The following is a 14693-nucleotide window of genomic DNA, read 5'->3' as shown; positions in this document are numbered from 1 at the left end:
CACACGAGTGCACCTGGGGCGAAGGGGAGGCGCATCAGAGCGTGGCAGGCATACGCGCGCCGATCTGGGTTCTGGTCACCACCAACTGCCCTTCCTGCGGGTACGCGTGCCAGGTGCGCCAGCGCACCTGGCCCTCGGTCCGCTGCGCGAGCATGGCCGTGAAGGCGTGCGGCGAGCCGGGGAAGGTCCCCGCGAGGCCGTGGGGGTGGTCGGCGACGAGCGCGAGCAACTCCTGTGCGCGGCCCGCGAACGAGCCCTGCGTCAGGGTCTCGACGCGCGCCGCGAACTCGTACTCCCACTCGCCCACCCGCTTGGACACGCCCAGCGGCAGCGGCGTACTGCTGCCGGGCATACAGGCGACGGTCTCCGAGCAGTTGCGGCCCTCCTCCTCGAGGAGCACCTGGTGGGAGGCGCCGAGCAGCCGCAACTGGAGCTTGGCACCGGCTAGTTCGAGGTCGAGCACCGCGAGGGCGGGCAGCGGGTCGCGCCCCAGCGCCCAGGCCAGGTCGGCCGCGCGGGTGTCGGTGTAGGAGGTCTTCAGGGTCGTGAGCATGGGTCGGCTCCGCAAACACGGTTTGACGGGTGGGCCGGGGGCGTCCCGGCGAAGAGGCTCCGACCGGGAGTGGGGATCGCCGGCTCGGGTCCACACACGGTCCGAGGGCTGGATGTTCTCAACAGCGAGGGAATCATGAACCGCGGACAGGACACAGCGTTTTTACCCAACTTGGCGTGGTTTCCATCCCCTCGGGGGCCCCACGGTTCAACTGTTCAGTCGGAATCGTTCGCGTGGTTCCCACAAACCCCAACGGAAGCGTGCCCGGCGGCCGTTGCGCGCCGCCGGGCACCCCGGGCTCCGCGGAGCCGACTGCCCCGTGTCAGTCGCCTCCGCCGCCACCGCCGCCGCAGCCGCCTCCGCCGCACGAGGAACCGCACGAGGAGGACGAGCCGCAGGACGAGGACCCGCAGCCGCCGCCGTCGGCGCCGCCGCCCGACCAGCCACCGCGGCGGCGCCGACGGCGGCGGTTGCGGCCCGAGCCGGAGACCGCCGAGCTGAAGGCGATCACCACGATCGCGAAGACCACGATCAGGAAAACTTCCATTTCTCCCCCGTAGGTACGTGCCGTGTCGTCGGCGTGTGGCGACGAGTGTCGTCGTGCGACGGGGATTCCCGGCCCGGAACGCGCCCAAAGCGCACTTGAGCAAGTCCAGAGCTTCCCCCGAGGATGACGGGCATGACACGACCGCTGCTCAACCGCAGGCTCGCGGAGTTCGGTACGACGATCTTCGCCGAGATGTCCGCGCTCGCCACCCGCACCGGTGCGATCAACCTGGGGCAGGGCTTCCCCGACACCGACGGCCCCGAGGAGATCCGCGAGGCCGCCGTCCGGGCCCTGCGCGAGGGCCGCGGCAACCAGTACCCACCGGGCCCCGGCGTCCCGGAGCTGCGCACCGCGATCGCCGAGCACCAGCGGCGGCGCTACGGCCTGGAGTACGACCCCGACAGCGAGGTCCTGGTCACCGCCGGGGCGACCGAGGCGATCGCCGCCGCGCTGCTCGCCCTGGTCGAGCCGGGCGACGAGGTCATCGCCCTGGAGCCGTACTACGACTCGTACGCCGCCTGCATCGCGATGGCCGGCGGCACCCGGGTGCCGGTCACCCTGCGGCCGCACGACGGGGCCTTCGCCCTCGACCTGGACGAGCTGCGGGCCGCGGTCACCGACCGGACCCGGCTGATCCTCCTCAACACCCCGCACAACCCCACCGGCACCGTCCTCAGCCGCGCCGAGCTGACCGCGGTCGCCGAGCTCGCCCAGGAGCGGGACCTGCTCGTCGTCACCGACGAGGTGTACGAGCACCTGGTCTTCGACGGCGCGGAGCACGTCCCGATCGCCTCGCTGCCCGGCATGCGGGAGCGCACCGTCACCATCGGCTCGGCCGGCAAGACGTACTCCTTCACCGGCTGGAAGGTCGGCTGGGTCACCGCCGGCCCCGAACTGACGGGCGCGGTCCGCTCCGCCAAGCAGTTCCTGACCTACGTCTCCTCCGGACCCTTCCAGTACGCGGTCGCCGAGGCGCTGCGGCTGCCCGACGCCTTCACCGACGGCCTGCGCGCCGAACTCCAGGCCAAGCGGGACCTGCTGAGCGAGGGCCTCGCCGCCGCGGGCTTCGGCGTCCACCGCCCGGCCGGCACCTACTTCGTCACCACCGACATCCGCCCCCTCGGCGAGAGGGACGGCTTCGCCTTCTGCCGCGCGCTGCCCGAACGCGCGGGCGTCGTCGCCATCCCCAACGCGGTCTTCTACGACCACCGCGAGGAGGGCGCGCCCTTCGTCCGGTTCGCGTTCTGCAAGCGCGTCGACGTGCTCCAGGAGGCGGTGGACCGACTGAAGAGGCTGGCGAGCGGCTGAACGGGCGGCGCGGGTAGGGTCCCCCTCACCTGATCGGAAGATCATCGCGCCATCACCATGGGGGGTACCCGCGCATGTCCGCACCGAAGTTCTCACCCAGCCGCAGATCCGCTCTGCTCGCCTTCGCCGGAGTCGCGGCGAGCGGCGCCCTGCCGCTGGCCGCGGCGACCCCGGCGGTCGCCGCGACGACGTCCACTCCGACGGACACGCTGCCGTCGACGCCGTCCGCGCTGCCCGCCGGGCTCGACCCGCGGCTTCCGATACAGATGGACCCGACCGACGCCTGGCACTTCGCCCCGCCGACGGCCGGCCCGCTGACCACCCGCGCGATCCCGGGTGGACTGGAGGTCAAGGACGACAGGGGGGTGCTCGCCACGCTCACCACCGGCGCGAAGACGGTGACGCTGCGCGGGCCGAAGCGTTGGTTCACGGAACAGAAGAAGCCGGTCGTCGACGCCTTCAACCGCACCCCGCCCACCGGCGGCTGGGGCATGTCGCCCGGTGGCGGAACGTGGACGCACCACAACGGCGCCGACTCCGCCTACGTCGTCGAGAACGGCCAGGGCGTCATCAAGTTCGCCGTCGCCGACGCGGGCAAGAGCCGCTACTCCCTGCTCTCCGACTACGCCATCGGCGACGTCTCCGTCCGTGCCCGGTTCTCCTTCGAGAAGCGGCCCACGGGCGCGGCCGTCTCGCTCGGCCTCGTCGTCGCCGCCGAGAACGTCAACAACCACTACCGCGCCCGCCTGATCCTCACCCCCGCGGGAGACGTCCAGTTCGTCCTCGAGAAGGAGCTGCTGGACGAGTCGACGACGCTGAGCTCGGCCGTCACGCTCGCCTCCGGCTACACGGCCGGCGAGCGGTGGTGGGTCCGGGTGGAGAAGACCGGCAACCTGCTGCGTGCCCGCGCGTGGAAGGACGGCACCGGTGCGACCGAGCCGGAGACCTGGACGCACACCTTCTACGACCTGGAGAAGGACCCGCTCAAGCTCTTCCCGAAGGGCGCCGTCGGCGTCCGGGGACTCGCCTCCCAGGGCACCACCGCGACCGCGTCGGCCCGGGTCGACGAGTTCCGCATCGAGAAGGCGGTCTGGCCCGACCCGCCGGTCGTCACCCACGACACCTGGGTACGGGTCCTCCCGGAGCCCTTCGCCGGCAGCTGGGCGCCTGCCGTGGAGCAGCAGATCCGCGCCTGGGCGGGCGACACCTCGCCCGACGTCCTCACGTACTCCTCCATGTTCCGCGCCTTCGCCCCGGCGATCACGGACCCCGCCCGGGGCGGCGCGCAGGTGCTCGGCGAGTCCGGGTACAGCGCGGCGGACCCGGTGACCGGGCTGCGCAACGTCGGTCCCGACTTTCACGAGTACATGGGGATCGACAACTGGCCCTTCCCCAACGGGGAGGTCGGGACGCTGGAGCAGGAAGGCCGCTACCTCGACTGCTCGGGCTTCGTCCGGATGGTCTACGGCTACCACATGGGCATCCCGATGGTCCTCGAAAAGGACTTCGTGAACGGCAACCTGCCCCGCAAGTCGAAGGACCAGGCGTCCAGCGGTCCCGGAGTGAAGATCGCCGACGGCGGGGTCGGCACCATCCCGCCGCTCGACGGCCTGCGCATCGGCGACGCCGTCTTCTTCGACACCGACGAGACGTCCGACGCGGGCGGGCACATCGGCATCTACATGGGCCTCGACCTGAACGGACACCGCCGTTTCGTCTCCAGCCGCAAGACGCCGAACGGGCCGACCCTCTCCGACCTCGGGGGCAAGTCGATCCTCGACGGAGAGCTGAACACGTACGACGCGAACCACAACCTGGTGAAGAAGGGCGACCTCTACACCAACACGCTCCGGGTGATCCGCCGCTTCTGACCCGCGCGCCCCCTCCGTGCCGCCGCGTTCATCCGGTAAACCGACTTGTCGGGAATGACCGGATCCGCCGCGCGCACGGAGGTGCCCCCTGTCCGCCGAGACCCTCGACCGCCCGGCGTCCCACGCCGCGGGCCCGACCGACCGGCCCGTGGCCCGCGCGTGGGGGCCGCTGCGCCGGGCGGCGCCCGCGCTCGGGCTGTTCGCAGCGGCGCGGCTCACCGGGGCGCTGGTGCTCGCGCTGTGGGCCCGGCACGTGGGGCGGTCGCCGCGGGCGCTGCTCGCGAAGTCCTGGGACTCGGACTGGTACACCCGGATCGCCGCGCACGGCTACGGCCGCACCCTGTACTGGCCGGACGGGGCCGCCCAGTCCGACCTGGCGTTCTTCCCGCTCTACCCGGGGCTCGTCCGGGCCGTCGCGACCGTGCTGCCGGTCGCGTACGGCACGGCCGGGCTCCTGGTGTCCTGGCTGGCGGCCGGGGCGGCGGCCTGGGGGATCTACCTGGTCGGCGAACGGCTCGCGGGCCGTCCGGCCGCCGTCGTCCTCGTGCTGCTGTGGGGGCTGCTGCCCCACTCCGTCGTGCTGACCATGGCGTACACCGAACCCCTGATGACCGCCTTCGCGGCCTGGTCGCTGTACGCGCTGCTCACCCACCGCTGGCTGCTCGCCGGGGCGCTCGCCGCGCTCGCCGGGCTCTCCCGGCCCAACGGGGTGGCCGTCGCCGCCGCGGTCCTCACCGCCGTCGCCGTCGAGCTGTGGCGCAGGCGCGGCCGGGCCGGGTGGCGGCCCTGGGCGGGGGCGGCGCTGGCGCCCGCCGGCTGGCTGGCGTACGTGCTGTGGGTGGGGGCCCGGCGGGGCGATCCGCTCGGCGGCTACTTCGCCGTCCAGGACGGCTGGACCTCCCGCTTCGACTTCGGGCGGGGCGCGCTGCGCTTCGTACGGGACATGCTGGCCGGGCCGACCCGGTTCAACCTCTCGATGGCCCTGGTGATCACCGCGGCGGGCGTGCTGCTCCTCGCCCTGCTCGTCCTGGTGGAGCGCCCGCCGCTGCCGGTGCTCGTCTACACGGGCGTGCTGGTCCTGATCACCGTCGGCGGTTCGGGCTTCTTCGAGTCGAAGCCGCGCTTCCTGCTGCCGGCCTTCCCCCTCCTGCTGCCCGTGGCCCGGGCACTGACGAGAGCCCGGCCACGCGCCGCGATCCTGGTGGTCGCGGGCCTGGCCGGGCTCTCGTTCTGCTACGGGGTGTACGTGCTCACGCTCGCACACATGCCGCTGTAGGAGGCGGCGGGGAGCGGCGGACTACTCGCCGGACTCCTTGTCCTCCGGGGTCTCCAGACCGAACTGCTCGACGATCCACTTGTCGAACTCGATCGACGCGCGGACCCAGCTGACGGTGGAGGACACGAAGTGCTCCAGCGACACGCCGACGCCGATCAGCATCTGGGCCTCACCGATGAGACGGAGGGTGGCGGAGCCGTCCTCCTCCTCGTGCAGGTGGGTGTAGACCTTGGGCCACAGGGTGCGCCGGTTCCAGTCGTCGATGGCGTCGAGGACCTTGGCGCGGTCGTCCGCGGCGTGCGGACGGTCGTAGAACGTGCGGACGGAGAAGACCTGCTGGTCGTCCTCGCCGCGGAACATGAAGTACGTGCGGAATTCCTCCCACGGCGCCGCGAGGTCACCCTCGTCGTCGACGACGTACTTGAGCTCCATCTGGTCGAGGAGCTGCTTCACCAGGTCCTGGTCGGGAACGACGGGGCCCGCCGGTCCTGCGGCCTGAGGCTGGGGCTGTCCCCCGAAATTCGGAATCGAGGACGGGTCGATGCTCACCGGGATTTCCCTTCGTACGGATGCGGCCATCCTCCCTCATGGCGGCCGGTCGGTGGCAAGCCCCCACGGCGCGGATCCGCTGCAAGCTGATCCGCGCCGCCGAGGGACCCGGCCCGGGCCGGGTCAGGCGGTGGCCCGGCCCACGATCAGGCCGTCCTCGACCCGGTCCACCCGGACGGTGTCGCCGTCGCGCACCTCGCCCGCCAGGATCTCCTTCGCGAGCCGGTCCCCGATGGCCGACTGGATCAGCCGGCGCAGCGGGCGGGCGCCGTACGCCGGGTCGTTGCCCTCCTGGGCGAGCCAGGCGAGGGCCTCGGGGGTGACCTCCAGGGTGAGCCGACGGTCGGCGAGACGGCGGGCCAGGCGGTCGATCTGGAGCTGGGCGATCCGGGCCAGCTCGTCGCCCGCCAGGGCGGAGAAGACCACGATCTCGTCGAGCCGGTTCAGGAACTCGGGCTTGAAGCTGGCCCGCACGACCTCCAGGACCTGCTCCCGCTTCTCGATCTCGCTGCTCAGCGGGTCCATCAGGTACTGGCTGCCGAGGTTCGAGGTGAGGATCAGGATCGTGTTGCGGAAGTCGACCGTGCGGCCCTGGCCGTCGGTGAGGCGCCCGTCGTCGAGGACCTGGAGCAGGACGTCGAAGACCTCCGGGTGGGCCTTCTCGACCTCGTCCAGCAGGACCACGCTGTACGGGCGGCGGCGCACCGCCTCGGTGAGCTGGCCGCCCTCCTCGTAGCCGACGTAGCCGGGGGGCGCGCCGACGAGACGGGCGACGGAGTGCTTCTCGCCGTACTCCGACATGTCGATGCGGACCATGGCCCGCTCGTCGTCGAAGAGGAAGTCGGCGAGGGCCTTCGCCAGCTCGGTCTTGCCGACGCCGGTGGGGCCGAGGAAGAGGAAGGAGCCGGTGGGCCGGTCGGGGTCGGCGATGCCGGCGCGGGTGCGGCGCACGGCGTCGGAGACGGCCCGGACGGCCTCGGTCTGGCCGATCAGGCGCCGGCCGAGCTCGGCCTCCATGCGCAGCAGCTTCTGCGTCTCGCCCTCCAGGAGGCGTCCTGCGGGGATGCCCGTCCAGGAGCCGACGACGTCGGCGATGTCGTCGGGGCCGACCTCCTCCTTGACCATGGTGTCCTTGGCGGCCTCCTGCTCCGCCTCGGTCGCCTCGGCCAGCTCGCGCTCCAGGGCGGGGATCTCCCCGTACAGCAGCTTGGAGGCGGTGTCGAAGTCGCCGTCGCGCTGGGCGCGCTCGGCCCGGCCGCGCAGCTCGTCGAGGCGCTCCTTCAGTTCGCCGACCCGGTTGAGGGACTGCTTCTCCTTCTCCCAGCGCGCGGTGAGCCCGCGCAGCTCCTCCTCGCGGTCGGCGAGGTCGCGCCGCAGCTTCTCCAGGCGCTGGAGGCTGGCCGCGTCGGTCTCCTTGGAGAGGGCGAGCTCCTCCATCTTGAGCCGGTCGACGGAGCGCTGGAGCTCGTCGATCTCGACGGGCGAGGAGTCGATCTCCATGCGGAGCCGGCTGGCGGCCTCGTCGACGAGGTCGATGGCCTTGTCGGGCAGGAAGCGGGAGGTGATGTACCGGTCGGAGAGGGTCGCGGCGGCCACCAGGGCGGAGTCGTTGATCTGCACCTTGTGGTGGGCCTCGTAGCGGCCCTTGAGTCCGCGCAGGATGGCGACGGTGTCCTCGACGCTGGGCTCGGCGACCAGGACCTGCTGGAAGCGGCGCTCCAGGGCGGGGTCCTTCTCGATCCGCTCGCGGTACTCGTCGAGGGTGGTGGCGCCGACCATGCGCAGTTCGCCGCGGGCCAGCATCGGCTTCAGCATGTTGCCGGCGTCCATGGCGGAGTCGCCGCCGGCGCCCGCGCCGACGACGGTGTGCAGCTCGTCGATGAAGGTGATGATCTGGCCGTCGCTCTCCTTGATCTCGGAGAGGACGGTCTTCAGCCGCTCCTCGAACTCGCCGCGGTACTTCGCGCCGGCGACCATCGCGCCGAGGTCGAGCGAGACCAGGCGCTTGCCGCGCAGCGACTCGGGCACGTCGCCCTTCACGATCCGCTGGGCGAGGCCCTCGACGACGGCGGTCTTGCCGACGCCGGGCTCGCCGATGAGGACCGGGTTGTTCTTGGTGCGGCGGGACAGCACCTGCACCACACGGCGGATCTCGTGGTCGCGGCCGATGACCGGGTCGAGCTTGCCCTCGCGGGCGGCGGCGGTGAAGTCGGTGCCGAACTTCTCCAGGGCCTTGTACGAGCCCTCCGGATCGGCGGTGGTCACCCGGCGGGTGCCCCGGCTCTTCTCGAAGGCGTCCTGGAGCCGCGCGGCGGTGGCGCCCTGGCCGTCGAGGAGCTCGCCGGCCCGGCCGCCCTTGGCGGCGGTGGCGATGAGCAGGTGTTCGGTGGAGATGAAGTCGTCGCCGAGCTTCTTGGCGCGCTCGGCGGCGTCGGCGATGACCGCGAGCAGCTCGCGGTTGGGCTGCGGGGGCGCGACCGTGGAGCCGGTGACGCTGGGCAGGGCGGCGAGCAGCCGCTCCGCTCCGGAGCGCACGGCGGCCTGGTCGGCGTCGACGGCGGCGAGCAGGTCGGTGAGGTTCTCGTTGTCCGTGCCTGCCAGCAGGGCCAGCAGCAGATGCACGGGGGTGAGGTCGGCGTGCCCCTGGGACACGGCGCGGCTGCTCGCCGCGTTCAGCGCGTCCCGGCTCCTGTTGGTCAGTTCGGCGTCCACGGGCGGTGTCTCCTCCTAGAGCTCCTGGCTGGATACTATGACTCATCCAACGTACACAAAGTTGAGTCTATTCCGCTCAAGGTGTCGGGGGGAGTCCTTCCGGGGGTAGTTTCCGGGCATGGCGACTGACCCGAGGAACCCCGGCGACTCGTATCTCAGCTTCTGGCGCGAGTACCACATGTGCACCCTGACCACCCCCCGCCCGGACGGCACCCCGCACGTGGTGGCGGTGGGCGTCACGTACGACCCCGAGAACGGCCTCGCACGGGTGATCACCAACAAGCACAGCCGCAAGGTGGCGAACGTCCTGGCGGCGGGCGCGGACGGCGCGCGGGTGGCGGTCTGCCAGGTCGACAAGGGGCGCTGGGCCACCCTGGAGGGCATCGCCAGGATCCGCACCGACGCGGAGGCCGTGGCCGACGCGGTGGACCGCTACGCGGCGCGCTACAACCGGGTCCCGACGCCGAACCCGGACCGGGTGGTCATCGAGATCACGCTGACCCGCGCGATGGGCCGGGCCTGAGGAAACCGGGCCGGGCCCGAGAGGGGCGCACCGGCCCGAGGAGACCGGGCCGGCCCCGAGAGGGGCGAGCGGGGCCCGAGGAGACCGGGCCGGAGATGCACAACGGCGCCATCGCGTTTCAGGTCCGCGATGGCGCCGCTGTGTGGGGGAAGCACCTGAGCGATCTACAACGACGGGGGAATCGCTCAGGCACTGCGGGGGGTGGCGGTGATGGTCTCGGGCTCGACCAGCTGGTGGTCCCGCTGGTCGAGATTGACGAAGATCATGCCGTACCGGATGGCACAGCGAACGGGCTGCGGGGCGCCGCGGGGACGGCGCAGACACCGGTAGGCCCGGACGTCTTCGTCCTGTTCCCTGGCGACGACGATCGGTTCTCCGAAGAGGGTGACCATCAGCGAGTCGCCACGGTGGGGGATGGCCGTGACGAGATCGACGAAATGCCACCCGGACCGATACGCCGAAGCCATCTCCCGCCGGAAGGTCCGGTCGTCCGGGGGCACGGTCATGCGTCCGCGCCCGCCGGGCTGGAGTCCCAAACCGGGTCGAGCTGACCGGCCGGGGTGAAGTCCCAGACGGGGTCGTTCGGTGCCGCGACGACCTTGGCAGGCGTGCTGTCCCACACCGGGTCGCTGACGGCCAGCGCTCCTACTGCCGCCGCCCCAATGAAGACGGAAGCAAGTATCGAGCGAAGCAGTTTCGTGGACATGAGCGGCTTCGACCTCACTTGATGGTTTCCTCTCCCCCGCGTACAAGACGATGGCTCAGTCTTTGCGCTGGCACCACTGGGGCAATGCATCATGTTCCTGAAATACAGGATCCTGGGGGGTGTGCATATGCCGCAGAAACTGACAGACCCGACACATCCCCACGGGCATGTCGACCTCTGTGCAGCCGGAACGGACTTGTACGCAAGTGCGTTGCGGATCGGGCGAATAACCAGGAGTGAGGCAGAAGCCGCACCCTGCCTCATGGACCTCGACCTGCTGCATCCGGATCCGGACGATCCGTCCTGGTTGCGGCCCGTCCCACCCTCCGCGGCGCTCGCCCGGCTCGTCCAGCCCCTGGAACGCGAAATCCAGGACCGGCGCGCCCTGGCCATGGGCCTGTCCAGCACCTTCGAGCCCTTCATGGCGATCAGCGCCCAGGACCCCTCCACCACGCACGCCATCACCGTGCTGGAGGGCATCCACCGGATCGACGCCGTCCTCGGCCGGGCCACCGCCGAGTGCTCGCAGGAACTCCTCACCGTCCAGCCCGGCGGCGGCCGCAGCGAACACACCCTCAACACCGCGCTCAACCGCGTCCAGCCGCTCCTCGACCGCGGCGTCCGGGTGCGCACCCTCTACCAGCACACCGCCCGGCACAGTCCCGGCATGCAGGTCTACCTCGAACAGGCCGGCATGGACCGGCTCCAGGTCCGCACCCTGGAGGAGAGCATCGAGCGGCTCATCATCATCGACCGCTCCGTCGCCCTGATCCCCGCCCGCCAGGACCGCCAGGTCGCCCTCGAACTGCGCCATCCCGGCCTCGTGGAGTACCTGGCCACCGTCTTCGAGCAGTCCTGGGCCCGCGCCACCCCCTTCGGCGAACAGGTCCCCAACGCCCGCAGCAGGGACGGCATCAGCGGCGTCCAGCGCTCCATCGCCAAGCTCCTCGTCGAGGGCCACGTCGACGAGGCCATCGCCCGCCGGCTCGGCATGAACGTGCGCACCTGCCGCGCCCACATCGCCAAACTCGCCGCCACCCTCGGCAGCGGCAGCCGCGCCCAACTCGGCTTCCTCATCGCCCAGTCGGGGATCCTGAACCAGGGGGACGACGACTGACCCGCCGTGGATCCCGTACGGCGTCCACGATGACCACTGCGCCAGCACCTGCGGCAACGAGAGCATCACGTACCAGACGCTGCGCAGCGAACCGGGACGCGGCTACCGCCTCCAGTACGGCACCCCGTCCTGCGACAGCACTGGACTGCCCAGCGGAGCACTCGTCGTCGAGGCGACTTGACGGAAGCGGCCGCTCTTGCCGAACTCGTGCACTACGCCAACACGGAGCAGCGGAAAACGGTGGACGATCTCCGCACCGGTCCGCAGAAACTCAAGATTCAGTACGCGAACCCTGTCGACGCGTTCGTGGGCCACGGTGGCTGTGACACCCCAGAGTGGATCAACAAGATCGTCATGGGCCCGAACGGTGACGGTGACTTCCATGCCGGAGACCCTGCCTCCCAGCTTTGCACGTGGGAGTGGCTCGGCGGCGACTGCCTCAGCCGTGAGTCCTTCCATCCGAAGGACTCGGGTACGACGGGCTACGCTCAGGTGATGCGCGGTCGCCTGGACGAGATCGGATACATGGGTTCCTGAGATGACACGAGAACCGGGCCCGCGCGCCTGGCCGACCGCTCTGACGAAGAGCCTGGCCGGGTGCGCGGGCGTGGCCCTTGGCGCGGTCGTACTGGCCTTCGTGGCTGTCTCGCTGCTGGCGGCCTATGCCGTGCCGGCGTTCTTCGACCGGCCCGATCCGGCTCCGGAGGAGCTGCTCGGCAAACAGGTCGGACTGACCCGGTACCGCCTTGAGCAAGCGATCAAGGACGGGACCTTGACCGACCAGGAGATCGACCGTGCCGCGGGCGCGGAGTGGCGGGCGGAGCAGGACCACTCAGTGCAGCGCGTCGTGGTGAAGTACCCGGTACCTGGGGAGAAGAACGCCTACGAATGCCACGCGTTCACGTTTCCTGGGGGGCTGAAGGCAGGGGCACTCGTCGCGAGCGAGAAGCTCAACGACTGCCCCATCTGAGTCTTCTCGTGTCTCGAAACTCCGGGCGTGGCGCGGTGCCGTCCCGTCATCATCGGGGACATGTCCTCAGACCAGATACTCCGCGGCCGCGGGGTGTACGCGGCCCTCGACGCCGACGGACTGCACGTCGTCCGCGGCGGCAGACGGACCAGCATCCCCCTCGCGGCCGTGCGGGAGATACGCGTTCCCGAGCCCCGCAGCATCGAGATCGTGCTCACCGACGGCGCGGCCCACCGCGTCGACGGCGACAACCCCACCGCCACCGCGGCCTTCGCCGAGACCCTCACCGGGGCCCTGCCCGAGCAGCGGGACCCGGCGGGCAGCGCCCTCGTCACCACGACCGGGACCGGCACCGCCGAGGGCGTCCGGTGGGGCGTGCTCGCGCTCGTCGCGAGCCCCGTCCTCGCCTACACCGGCTACGCGATCTGGGTCGGCGCCACCCACGGCGTCCGGATCCTCGGCGTCGTCCTCGGCGTCATCCCCCTCCTGATCGGCCTGGTCCTGCTCTTCAGCGGCGTCCAGGAGCTGTACCGGCGGATCGTCCTCGCCCGGCGCGGCATCACCGTGCGGGCCGAGCGGATCGGCCCGACCGGCAAGAAGAGCACGATGTACGGGTACGCCGACGCCGACGGGGGCCGGCAGACCTACACGTGCACCCGCAAGACGCCCGGCCTCCTCGTCACCTACGACCCGCGAAAGCCCGAACGGGCCGTCCACGAGGCCTGGCTGGGCGAGGTGATCGCCCGTGTGGCGCTGATGCTGCTCGCCGGTCTCGTCGTGCTCGGGATCGGGCTGGAGATGGCCTTCAGCGACATCCTCTGGTGAGCTTCGGCGGCCCTCCCCCGGCCGGACGCGACGGAGGCCCCCTCCGCCGGAGCGGAAGGGGCCTCGGGAGCCGCTGGGGACTACTCGCCGCGCTTGTGACCCGGACGCCAGACGACGAGCGCGCTCGCCTGCTGCACGTCCTGATAGGGCACCAGGTCGCGCCGGTACGAGGCGTGGACCTGGGCCTCGCGCTGGCGCATCGCCGCCGCCGCGCCCTCGACCGCGCTCGACAGCTCGGCGATCCGGCTCTGCAGCGCCGCGACCTGGTTCTCCAGTTCGATGATGCGCTTGATCCCGGCCAGGTTGATGCCCTCGTCCTGCGACAGCTGCTGCACCTGACGGAGCAGTTCGATGTCGCGGGCCGAGTAGCGGCGCCCGCGGCCCGCGGTGCGGTCCGGGGAGACCAGGCCGAGGCGGTCGTACTGGCGCAGGGTCTGCGGGTGCAGGCCGGAGAGCTGGGCCGCCACCGAGATGACGTACACCGGGGTCTCGTCGGTCAGTTCATAGGGATTACGGCGGCGGTCCATCTGCTCAAGCTCCCTTCGCGGCCTGGAACAGTTCTGCTCTCGGGTCCTCGCCCGCGGTGGCCTCGCGGTAGGTCTCCAGGGCTTCGCGGGCCTTGTCGTCCAGCTCCTTCGGCACCGCGATCTCCACGGTCACCAGCAGGTCGCCCCGGGTGCCGTCCTTGCGGACCGCGCCCTTGCCGCGGGCGCGCATGGTGCGCCCGTTGGGGGTGCCCGCGGGCAGCTTCAGGGTGACCGGGGGGCCGCCCAGCGTCGGCACCTTGACCTCGCCGCCGAGCGCCGCCTCGTCGAAGGTGACGGGCACCGTGACGGTGAGGTTGTCGTCCTTGCGGCCGAACACCGGGTGGGCGTCGACGTGCACGACGACGTAGAGGTCGCCGTTCTGCCCGCCGCGCTCGCCCGGGGCGCCCTTGCCGCGCAGCCGGATCTTCTGGTTGTCGCTGACGCCCGCGGGGATGCGGACCTGCATGGTCCGCGAGGACTTGGCCCGTCCGCTGCCCTTGCAGACCTCGCAGGGGTTCTCCGCGATCAGGCCGCGGCCCTTGCAGTCCACGCACGGGTCGGTCAGCGAGAAGCCGCCGCCGCTGCCGCGCGAGACCTGCCCGGTGCCGACGCAGGTCGGACACACCCGGGGGGTGCCGTTCTTGTCGCCGGTGCCCGAACACGCCTTGCACGGCTGCTGGCTGGACATCCGCAGCGGCACGGTCGCGCCCTCGATGGCCTCGGTGAAGCTGAGCGTCACCTCGGACTCGATGTCCTGGCCGCGGCGCGGCTGGGTGCGGGTGCCCGCGCCGCCCGCCCCGCGGTTGAACAGGCCGCCGAAGACGTCCCCGAGACCGCCGCCGCCGAAGCCGCCCGCCCCGCCGGGGCCCTGGGCGCCGCCGAAGAGGTCGCCCAGGTCGAAGTTGAACGAGCCGCCCCCGCCCGGTCCGGCACGGAAGCCTCCGTTGCCGAAGAGGGCGCGCGCGTCGTCGTACTCCTTGCGCTTCTTGGGGTCGCCGAGGACGTCGTTCGCCTCGGAGATCTCCTTGAAGCGCTCCTCCGCCTTGGCGTCGCCCTTGTTGGCGTCCGGGTGGTTCTCGCGGGCGAGCTTCCGGTACGCCTTCTTGATCTCGGCGTCGGTGGCGTCCTTGGGGACGCCGAGAACCTTGTAGTAGTCCTTCTCGACGAAGTCCTTCGTGCTCATCGACGTCCCTCCTTCCGGACGGTCAC

At 71.4% G+C, this 14693-nt stretch carries 16 protein-coding genes; 8 read left to right on the top strand and 8 right to left on the bottom strand.

Annotation, left to right across the window (positions count from 1 at the left end):
- Positions 1-34: 34 nt before the first annotated feature.
- A complete protein-coding gene (locus ACH414_RS12985) occupies positions 35-553 on the bottom strand; it encodes a DUF2617 family protein (protein ID WP_382547169.1) in 519 nt (172 codons plus the stop codon).
- A 322-nt stretch (positions 554-875) separates the two neighbouring features.
- Positions 876-1100 carry a hypothetical protein gene (locus ACH414_RS12980; RefSeq protein WP_386563579.1) on the bottom strand — a complete coding sequence of 75 codons (225 nt, stop codon included), beginning with the start codon at positions 1098-1100 and terminating at the stop codon, positions 876-878.
- Between the two features lie 123 nt (positions 1101-1223).
- Between ACH414_RS12980 and ACH414_RS12975 the strand changes: the two genes are divergently transcribed.
- From ACH414_RS12975 to ACH414_RS12965, 3 genes are all read left to right on the top strand, one after another.
- Entirely contained in the window at positions 1224-2408 is a 1185-nt protein-coding gene (locus ACH414_RS12975) for a pyridoxal phosphate-dependent aminotransferase (protein ID WP_386563577.1), read from the top strand.
- Positions 2409-2482: 74 nt separating this feature from the next.
- Positions 2483-4279 carry an NlpC/P60 family protein gene (locus tag ACH414_RS12970; RefSeq protein WP_398941785.1) on the top strand — a complete coding sequence of 599 codons (1797 nt, stop codon included), beginning with the start codon at positions 2483-2485 and terminating at the stop codon, positions 4277-4279.
- A 148-nt stretch (positions 4280-4427) separates the two neighbouring features.
- Positions 4428-5555 carry a hypothetical protein gene (locus tag ACH414_RS12965; protein WP_382539524.1) on the top strand — a complete coding sequence of 376 codons (1128 nt, stop codon included), beginning with the start codon at positions 4428-4430 and terminating at the stop codon, positions 5553-5555.
- Between the two features lie 21 nt (positions 5556-5576).
- Here the strand turns inward: ACH414_RS12965 and ACH414_RS12960 are convergent, their stop codons facing one another.
- Together ACH414_RS12960 and clpB are read right to left on the bottom strand one after the other, a co-directional pair.
- A complete protein-coding gene (locus ACH414_RS12960; protein WP_382539520.1) occupies positions 5577-6104 on the bottom strand; it encodes a YbjN domain-containing protein in 528 nt (175 codons plus the stop codon).
- Positions 6105-6227: 123 nt separating this feature from the next.
- Positions 6228-8816 (bottom strand): ATP-dependent chaperone ClpB, encoded by a 2589-nt coding sequence (clpB, locus tag ACH414_RS12955; protein WP_382539517.1) that lies wholly within the window; start codon positions 8814-8816, stop codon positions 6228-6230.
- A 118-nt stretch (positions 8817-8934) separates the two neighbouring features.
- Here clpB and ACH414_RS12950 point away from each other — a divergent pair, with 118 nt between their 5' ends.
- A complete protein-coding gene (locus ACH414_RS12950) occupies positions 8935-9339 on the top strand; it encodes a pyridoxamine 5'-phosphate oxidase family protein (protein ID WP_382539514.1) in 405 nt (134 codons plus the stop codon).
- A 185-nt stretch (positions 9340-9524) separates the two neighbouring features.
- Here ACH414_RS12950 and ACH414_RS12945 read toward each other — a convergent pair whose 3' ends face one another.
- Together ACH414_RS12945 and ACH414_RS12940 are read right to left on the bottom strand one after the other, a co-directional pair.
- On the bottom strand, positions 9525-9845 hold the full coding sequence (locus tag ACH414_RS12945; RefSeq protein WP_046910328.1) for a (2Fe-2S)-binding protein: 321 nt from the start codon (positions 9843-9845) through the stop codon (positions 9525-9527).
- Positions 9842-10045: a hypothetical protein gene (locus ACH414_RS12940; protein ID WP_382539511.1), complete on the bottom strand. Its 204-nt coding sequence runs from the start codon at positions 10043-10045 to the stop codon at positions 9842-9844. The genes ACH414_RS12945 and ACH414_RS12940 overlap by 4 nt, the downstream gene beginning before the upstream one ends.
- Before the next feature lie 127 nt (positions 10046-10172).
- On the opposite strand from ACH414_RS12940, the gene ACH414_RS12935 reads away from it, so the two are divergent.
- The 4 genes from ACH414_RS12935 (at position 10173) to ACH414_RS12920 (ending at position 12957) form a co-directional block, all read left to right on the top strand.
- A complete protein-coding gene (locus tag ACH414_RS12935) occupies positions 10173-11162 on the top strand; it encodes a helix-turn-helix transcriptional regulator (protein WP_382539508.1) in 990 nt (329 codons plus the stop codon).
- A 177-nt stretch (positions 11163-11339) separates the two neighbouring features.
- Positions 11340-11699 (top strand): hypothetical protein, encoded by a 360-nt coding sequence (locus tag ACH414_RS12930; RefSeq protein WP_382539506.1) that lies wholly within the window; start codon positions 11340-11342, stop codon positions 11697-11699.
- Between the two features lie 70 nt (positions 11700-11769).
- Complete coding sequence (locus ACH414_RS12925; RefSeq protein WP_382539503.1) at positions 11770-12132, top strand: hypothetical protein; 363 nt, start codon at positions 11770-11772, stop codon at positions 12130-12132.
- A gap of 60 nt (positions 12133-12192) precedes the next feature.
- Positions 12193-12957 carry a DUF3592 domain-containing protein gene (locus ACH414_RS12920; protein WP_382539500.1) on the top strand — a complete coding sequence of 255 codons (765 nt, stop codon included), beginning with the start codon at positions 12193-12195 and terminating at the stop codon, positions 12955-12957.
- An 80-nt stretch (positions 12958-13037) separates the two neighbouring features.
- Here the strand turns inward: ACH414_RS12920 and ACH414_RS12915 are convergent, their stop codons facing one another.
- Positions 13038-13484, bottom strand: a complete 447-nt coding sequence (locus ACH414_RS12915; protein ID WP_382539497.1) for a heat shock protein transcriptional repressor HspR — start codon at positions 13482-13484, stop codon at positions 13038-13040.
- A 4-nt stretch (positions 13485-13488) separates the two neighbouring features.
- Positions 13489-14667 (bottom strand): molecular chaperone DnaJ, encoded by a 1179-nt coding sequence (gene dnaJ, locus ACH414_RS12910; protein WP_382539494.1) that lies wholly within the window; start codon positions 14665-14667, stop codon positions 13489-13491.
- Between the last annotated feature and the right edge of the window lie 26 nt (positions 14668-14693).

This window comes from Streptomyces sp. NPDC020422, from assembly GCF_044386705.1.
Taxonomy (GTDB): Bacteria; Actinomycetota; Actinomycetes; order Streptomycetales; family Streptomycetaceae; genus Streptomyces.
This window is presented reverse-complemented; position numbering and strand designations above follow the sequence as displayed.

Bases quoted from the DNA above. Each gene is read 5' to 3' on its own strand.
- ACH414_RS12985 (WP_382547169.1), bottom strand. From the start codon at position 553: ATGCTCACGACCCTGAAGACCTCCTACACCGACACCCGCGCGGCCGAC.
- ACH414_RS12980 (WP_386563579.1), bottom strand. From the start codon at position 1,100: ATGGAAGTTTTCCTGATCGTGGTCTTCGCGATCGTGGTGATCGCCTTC.
- ACH414_RS12975 (WP_386563577.1), top strand. From the start codon at position 1,224: ATGACGGGCATGACACGACCGCTGCTCAACCGCAGGCTCGCGGAGTTC.
- ACH414_RS12970 (WP_398941785.1), top strand. From the start codon at position 2,483: ATGTCCGCACCGAAGTTCTCACCCAGCCGCAGATCCGCTCTGCTCGCC.
- ACH414_RS12950 (WP_382539514.1), top strand. From the start codon at position 8,935: ATGGCGACTGACCCGAGGAACCCCGGCGACTCGTATCTCAGCTTCTGG.
- ACH414_RS12945 (WP_046910328.1), bottom strand. From the start codon at position 9,845: ATGACCGTGCCCCCGGACGACCGGACCTTCCGGCGGGAGATGGCTTCG.
- ACH414_RS12940 (WP_382539511.1), bottom strand. From the start codon at position 10,045: ATGTCCACGAAACTGCTTCGCTCGATACTTGCTTCCGTCTTCATTGGG.
- ACH414_RS12935 (WP_382539508.1), top strand. From the start codon at position 10,173: ATGCCGCAGAAACTGACAGACCCGACACATCCCCACGGGCATGTCGAC.
- ACH414_RS12920 (WP_382539500.1), top strand. From the start codon at position 12,193: ATGTCCTCAGACCAGATACTCCGCGGCCGCGGGGTGTACGCGGCCCTC.
- ACH414_RS12915 (WP_382539497.1), bottom strand. From the start codon at position 13,484: ATGGACCGCCGCCGTAATCCCTATGAACTGACCGACGAGACCCCGGTG.
- dnaJ (WP_382539494.1), bottom strand. From the start codon at position 14,667: ATGAGCACGAAGGACTTCGTCGAGAAGGACTACTACAAGGTTCTCGGC.